We start from the raw sequence: 6,986 nt of genomic DNA, 5'->3' as shown, positions 1-6,986 counted from the left end.
GAATCATTATTAAAGCCCGAAGGGCTGTAGTATGTTAGCCGTAGGTTTGAACCTACGGAACATTAGATTGAAAATTAATTAAGCCCCGCAGGGGCGAAGGAGAAAATACAGTAGTATAGACCTAACCGTACAGGTCGAAACTTTCAGAAAAGTCTTTAACTACTGCTCTGCTGCTCTACTGCTCTATCTTTGTGTCTTCGTGTCTTTGTGGCTGAACACTTACATCCCTTTATTACTGCATCCAATAAACATACTAAGTATTTATTACATTATGAATTCCTGGGTATCTTCATCCTTGTATGCAGAGAGGGGCACTGGTCTCTCAAGATCGAGCCCTGCCTGGAAGCCGAACCTTTCGGCCACCTCCTCTTCCAGCCTCTTGTTCAGTAACCTGAGGTCTATCCCCATAGGGCAGGCCCGATGACAGGCGCCGCAGTCCACACACCTTCCGGCAGTGTGGTAGGCCCGGATGAGGTGGAACATCAGGGTATCCGAGAGATCTGTAGTCTTGCCAAACCAGAGGGGTTTAGTCCTATCGACTATACAGTATTCACAAAAGCAGGCCGGGCAAACCTGGCGGCAGGCATAGCAGCGGATACATCTAAAAAACTCCTCCTCGAAGAAGTTCCGTCTCTCCCCTGGACACTTCTCTTTGAACTCCTTTAAATCTTCAAATGGTCTACCCTCTTTTTTGATCTGGTAGCCAATCAGGAGATCATAGACCGGTGGTGTCTGATACTGACAGACCTGGCAAGAACCAGATAAGACTTCAGATATAGGGAAATCCTCCTTAAGGTCTCTTCCTTTAACCACGACCTTATCCTCCAAGATCAACCCATCTACCACTTCTCTACCACGCAATCTATGGCGAACCTTCCGGTGGTCAATAACCCCAGGGCAGGGAATACCGATAATTACAAGATTCTCCTTGTCTATCTGACGGTCAACAACCAGGGTTATTAGGGATCTGGCGTCACAACCCTTGGCAATAACCCCGACCTTCCCCTCAAATCTATTGGCAAATGATGCCAGATTATTAGAACAGGTGGGATCGAAGATTAGACCCTCTACCTCATCGGAATTACGAATAAAGGCAGGGGTCGATCTTAAGGGCAATGTCCCCTTTCTGTAGCCTATAATTACATCTACCCTCTTCTCCTCGAGTAACCTTTTGGCCTCTTGTCTAATCTCATCAATCAGAGCCATTTACAATCCTCCAGATGGATTAATCCTATTTTTCACCAGGCATTTGGCTGGACCGAGTTCTTTTATATCGGTGGTAATTTTCTTGACCACCTCGGCAAACTTCTCCCCCTCACCGGCTGAGACCCAACTGAATTGAATTCGGCCTTCCTCGACGCCAATGAATTCAAGAAGCGCTTTAATCAGGGCAAATTTCCGTCTGGCATAATAGTTTCCTGAGATGTAATGGCAGTCACCGGGGTGGCAGCCTGAGACAAGCACCCCGTCGAATCCCTGTTGGAGTGCCTTTAAGATAAACATAGGATCAACCCTCCCGGAGCAAGGGATTCTGATCACCCGGATATTGGGTGGATATTGAGTCCTTGAAACTCCCGCCAGATCTGCCCCGGCATAGCTACACCAGTTGCATAAAAAGGCCAGTATCTTTGGCTGCCAGTCTTTAATCTCGTGGGATGAATCCATAATTATCTTCCCTCATAAATTCCCTTAACCCTTAAAGGGCACAAACGGCTTCATAAATCTGCTCGTTTGAGAAACCACCGAGGTCGATGGCATCGCCTCGGCAGGTAGCGGCACAGGCGCCACATCCTTTACAAAGGGCCTCGTTTATCTGGGCCACATATTTCTCTTCGTTCAGGGAGATGGCTTGATAGGCACAGACACTAAGACAACTCCCACAACCACTGCACCTTGATTCATCGATTTTGGATATCTGTCCCTCTGATTGGATAAATTCCTTGGATAAGACAGTAGCCGCCCTCCCTGCTGCCGCCTTTGCCTGGACAATAGATTCCGAGATCGTTTTGGGATTATGGCCTAGGCCGGCCATAAATATCCCGTCTGTGACAAAGTCCACCGGCCTAAGCTTCATATGGGCCTCTAAGAAAAAACCTTCTTTATTCACGGGAATCTTGAGCATCTTGGCTAAGGCCTTATTCCCTTCATCAGGGACTATTCCCACACTCAAAACGACAAGGTCGGCATTCACTATCAAATCCCTCTCTACTACCGGATCGAAAACCTTAACCTCTAATTTCCTATCTGCCAATCTGACCTCGGGCTTTCTCTCTTCGTCATACCTGATGAATATTACCCCTTCTTCTCGGGCCTTTCGGTAATACGCCTCCTTAAATCCATAGGTCCGGACATCTCTATAAAGGATATAGATATTGGTCTTGGGGGAGACCTCTTTGATCTTTAGGGCATTGGAGACAGCCTGCTGACAGCAAATCCTGCTGCAATAAGGCCTCTGATCGGTGCGGGATTCAACGCACTGGATCATAACCACTGTTTCGAGTTCGGGGCACCCGCTGGCGGGTCGTCGAGTTTCGGGTTTCGAGTTAGCCAGATGTTCTTCGAGTTCAAGTTGGGTAACTACTCGCCGGTCTTTACCGTAGAGGTAGCTTTCCGGGGTATGTTCCTTTGCCCCAGTGGCCACGATTATCACACCGTGTTCCAAATTTCGGATTTCGCACCCACTTCGTGGGTACCCGGGATTTCGGATTTCAATAGTGGTTTTGAAGTTTCCGACATAACCATTTATGTCTTTGATATCAACCGATTTATATGCCTCTATATTCGGATGAGCTTCCACCTCTTCCATCGTCGAAGAGAGTAACCCTTGGGGGTCCTCTCCCTCAAGTATAAAATGAATATGTCTGAGATTCCCGCCCAGCTCTTCCTGGCGTTCAACCAAGTAGACCCTGTATCCCTGGTTGGCCAGGGATACAGCCGCGGTCATTCCGGCCAGCCCCCCTCCAATGACTAATGCCTTTGGATTTATACTTATGGGGAGTCTTTTGAGGGGGGTAAGTCTGGCCGCCTTAGATACGGCTATCTGGACCAGATCTTTTGCCTTCTCTGTAGCCGCATCTTTCTCTTCCATATGGACCCAGGCACACTGATCGCGGATATTGGCCATCTCAAAGAGATACTCATTCAGCCCCGCCTGGCGGAGGGTATCACGGAATAGGGGTTCATGGGTTCGGGGAGAACAGGAGGCCACCACCACCCGGTTTAGATTATGTTCTTTTATCCTCTGCTTTATGGTCTCAAGGAAGTCCTGGGAACATACAAACAGCCCTCTTTGTGCCCAGGCGACATAAGGAAGACCCTGGGCGTATTCGGTGACACTTTCCACGTCTACCACGCCGGCTATGTTTATCCCGCAATGGCAGATGAAAGCCCCAATCCGAGGCCGGTCACCGACTATATTTAACTCCTCAGGATAAGTCTTCCTGGTAAATTCGGTCTGGCGGGGAAACTTAAGGTCCTCTGCAGAACGGGCCGCCGCGCTCGATGCCTCCATCACCGACTCCGGAATGTCCTTGGGAGAAGAGACCGCGCCCCCTACATATATTCCCTGACGGGAGGTATCTACAGGTCTAAAGGGATGGGTGTCTATAAAACCGAACTCATTCAGATCTATCCCCAATTTATCCGCCAGATCCGCTATATCCCCTCTTGGCCGAAGTCCGATGGACAGGATAACCAGGTCAAAAGGGGTCTTCACGGGAAGACCGTTCTTTAGATAGTAGACCTCAAGATTACCACTATTACCCATCTTAACTTTTGATACCCGTGATCTTACAAAATTCACGCCCCATTGGCTCTTCGCCCGCTCGTAATACTTATCAAAGTCCTTTCCAAAACAGCGCATATCCATAAAGAAGATGGTCGGTTCAATTTGGCTTTCGTGCTCTCTAGCCATAACCGCTTCCTTTACGGCCTGCATACAACAGACGGCCGAACAATAATCGTTTTTCTGCTGAATATCCCGAGAGCCCACACACTGAATAAAGGCGAGCCTCTTTGGGGTCTTATCGTCTGAGGGACGGACAATATGTCCTTGGGTTGGGCCAGAGGCTGAAAGCAAGCGTTCAAATTCAAGGGAGGTAAGAACATCCTTATATCTTCCATAGCCATATTGGGCCAGGCCCCTCGGGTTGAAGGGGTCAATCCCAGAAGAAACCACAATAGAACCGACCTCAAGGGTAATCTCCTCTGGTTTATCCTCAAAATTTATGGCCTGGCTCTTACAGAGCCTTTCGCAAGCCCTGCATTTCCCTCCCCGCGTGAAAAAACGACAGGATCTCTCATCGATCACATAGCGGCTCGGAATGCTCTGGAGAAAATACCTGTATATGGCCTTTCGCTTCCTTAAGCCTAGATCGAATTCATCAGCCACCTTTATCGGGCATTTTTCTTCGCACAGTCCACAGGCCACGCATCTTTCAGGATCAACATAGGTAGGTTTCTTAAGGATACTTACCTGAAACCCCCGGCCGTTTAGTGTCTGCATATTTAATAGCTCTGAATAGGTATGCAAGGTTATGTTGGGATGGCGGGCGCATTCGCTCATCTTAGGGGCAAGGATGCAGATGGAGCAGTCATTAGTAGGAAAGGTCTTGTCTAATTGGGGCATACGGCCACCGATGGATGGGGTCTCTTCTAAGAGATGAACATCCCCGCCCATCTCTGCCAGATCAAGAGAGGCCTGGATTCCGGCTATTCCTCCCCCGATTACCAATACACTCTTATTTTTTACCATCTTAGATTTCCTGAAAGTAACTATTCAGCCACAGATTTACACGGATGAAACACTGATTTTTTGTAAGTGTTCAGCCACAAGGACACTAAGACACAAAAATAGAGCAGTAGAGCAGCAGAGCAGTAGTTAAAGACTTTTCTGAAAGTTCCAGAACGGTTGCTCTATTGCTCTACTGCTCTTTACGACACATACTTTTTCGTGTCTTCGTGCCTTGGTGGCTGAACGGTTACATTTTTTCCATATTTTAAACTCATTCTATTTTATCCGTGCTAATCCGTGTCAATCAGTGACTGAATAATTACTTCTGAAATTCATTTATTTTTGAATTTATCCGGGCAATTCTTTTTTCATCTTTATCGAATAGGAACTTAACCATTTCACGCCGAATTTCCTGGGACAACCGATCGACCTTTTCTATCTTAGCCATCATATCAGGTGATACATATTCCCCTTCTATGGCCATGTCTCTTAGAATTTCTATAATATGGCGGAATCTAACATCCTGGGGACAGGTGGCATAACAGGTGTAACAGAGCGAACAGAGCCAAATCGTATCGGAGGAGAGAATCTCTTCCTTCATTCCCAAGAGTGCCATACGAATAAGTTTCATCGGACTAAATTCTTCAGTTACATCAGCCACTGGGCATGAGGCGGTGCAGGTGCCACAGGAAAAGCAGCGCTCGAAATACTCCCCTCCAGGCCGGGAGGCAATCTCGTATTTAAAGCCCTGGTCAAGTTGGCTCAATTCTAAGGTCTCCATAATCTTCCTGGTATAATAAAAAGCGCGTTTCTTTTATTATACTCATGACCTCCTTTATAATATTTGGAGTTCTGCAAAATACCACTTTTTTGTGACCTGTGCGGTTAGGCTGAACCTTGGAAACCGCTCCTTCAATATTCTTTTTGGGTCTGGATATAACTTAGTTAAAGCAGGACGGACAGAATTCCACTTATATTTTTCTATTAACTCTATTTACTCTTTAATTTCTGATCTCAAATCCTTATCACAATCTCAATTCATTCATTGGTTCGATTTTTCTCTCCAATCAGATGCTCGACATCTTCGAGCAAATTACCTAAATCTTCTTCAATGATTCCCCATACAATCTCGTCATCAATGCTGTCGTAGCCATGTGCGAGAATATTTCTGAATGACACGATGTTGCGATACTCCCTTATCTTCTCAAGTATGGTAGGGTCGTCTCTCCTTATTCTGGTTAGTGCTTCCCCAATAATCTCAAATTTTCGCTCAATGCCACTTTTGAGTAATTCATCGTGTATATAATCATCAAATGTTTTGCCACTGACGAACCGGGAAATAGACAAAGCCGCTTCCCTAATGTCATAGAGATGTTTAAGGATATCATCCTTCATAGATGTTCACCTTTTCCTTGAGTATTCTACGTCGAAAATAGGGATTTTTGAGACTACTGACAGTAAGCAGATCAACCTCGCATCTCAAGGCATCCTCAAGATGATGGAGCAGTCCGAAAAACCTCTTGGAGGGTTGCAGATTAGGTTCTTCAAACTCGACGAGTAGATCAATATCGCTATCAGAAGAATCGGCACCGCGCACAATCGATCCAAAAAGATCCAATCTCTTCACTTTGAATTCGCTACAGATTGGAACCGCAACCTTCTTAATTTCTTCTAAAGTCATCATCAATACCTCCTTCAAATTGATTCAAGCGTGCCGTGTCTAACGCAGAATTGAGTGACGAGTATCACTCCAAGATAACAACATGCCTACAAACCGATTTGCACTTCTCATAACAATGCTACCCCCCCCAAAAAAGTATCCTATGGCATTCATTTACTCCAATGACTTATTAGTCCTCTTTTAAATTTCAATTTTTAATCCTTCATTACAGCAATTCTAATTTTGACCAATTTCTATGCCATATATGGTATAGAAGAACAACCAAATTACTATATATTGTGCCAAAAAGTGCCATAATTAGAATTGCTGCTCCTGATATTTATTTCTTGACAAACCCATCCACCTTAAGTTATACTGTAACCGTTCATCACATGATGTTGGATGCTCGATGCTGGTAAAGGATCCAGTATCCAGGATCGAGCATCGAGCATCGAGAAAGAAAGCTTTTCTAACTGTTTGAAGACGAAATATTAAGACAAAAGGAGTCTTTTTATGCAATTTTTAGATGTCAAAACAGACTTTGCTTTCAAAAAGGTTTTTGGCTCAGAAGAGAGCAAAGATATCTTAATAAGC

7 protein-coding genes are annotated in these 6,986 nt (G+C 45.6%); 1 reads left to right on the top strand and 6 read right to left on the bottom strand.

Annotated features, from left to right (window positions below; all coding sequences use genetic code 11):
• Nucleotides 1-264: 264 nt before the first annotated feature.
• The 6 genes from AB1797_11990 to AB1797_11965 form a co-directional block, all read right to left on the bottom strand.
• Nucleotides 265-1,206, bottom strand: coding sequence for a 4Fe-4S dicluster domain-containing protein (locus tag AB1797_11990; protein ID MEW5768318.1), 942 nt, complete (start codon nucleotides 1,204-1,206; stop codon nucleotides 265-267).
• Nucleotides 1,207-1,665, bottom strand: coding sequence for a hydrogenase iron-sulfur subunit (locus tag AB1797_11985; protein ID MEW5768317.1), 459 nt, complete (start codon nucleotides 1,663-1,665; stop codon nucleotides 1,207-1,209). It lies immediately after the preceding gene.
• Between the two features lie 31 nt (nucleotides 1,666-1,696).
• Entirely contained in the window at nucleotides 1,697-4,753 is a 3,057-nt protein-coding gene (locus tag AB1797_11980) for a CoB--CoM heterodisulfide reductase iron-sulfur subunit A family protein (protein ID MEW5768316.1), read from the bottom strand.
• A 298-nt stretch (nucleotides 4,754-5,051) separates the two neighbouring features.
• On the bottom strand, nucleotides 5,052-5,513 hold the full coding sequence (locus AB1797_11975) for a 4Fe-4S dicluster domain-containing protein (protein ID MEW5768315.1): 462 nt from the start codon (nucleotides 5,511-5,513) through the stop codon (nucleotides 5,052-5,054).
• Between the two features lie 257 nt (nucleotides 5,514-5,770).
• A complete protein-coding gene (locus tag AB1797_11970) occupies nucleotides 5,771-6,127 on the bottom strand; it encodes a HepT-like ribonuclease domain-containing protein (protein ID MEW5768314.1) in 357 nt (118 codons plus the stop codon).
• Nucleotides 6,117-6,416 carry a nucleotidyltransferase family protein gene (locus tag AB1797_11965; GenBank protein ID MEW5768313.1) on the bottom strand — a complete coding sequence of 100 codons (300 nt, stop codon included), beginning with the start codon at nucleotides 6,414-6,416 and terminating at the stop codon, nucleotides 6,117-6,119. The genes AB1797_11970 and AB1797_11965 overlap by 11 nt, the downstream gene beginning before the upstream one ends.
• Before the next feature lie 489 nt (nucleotides 6,417-6,905).
• On the opposite strand from AB1797_11965, the gene AB1797_11960 reads away from it, so the two are divergent.
• On the top strand, nucleotides 6,906-6,986 hold an 81-nt coding region (locus AB1797_11960), incomplete at its 3' end, for a PD-(D/E)XK nuclease family transposase (protein MEW5768312.1).

The sequence above is a fragment of the bacterium genome, from assembly GCA_040753085.1.
Lineage (GTDB): Bacteria > UBA9089 > JASEGY01 > JASEGY01 > JASEGY01 > JASEGY01.
Note: the sequence above shows the minus strand (reverse complement) of the source record. Positions and strands in the feature narration are given on the sequence as shown.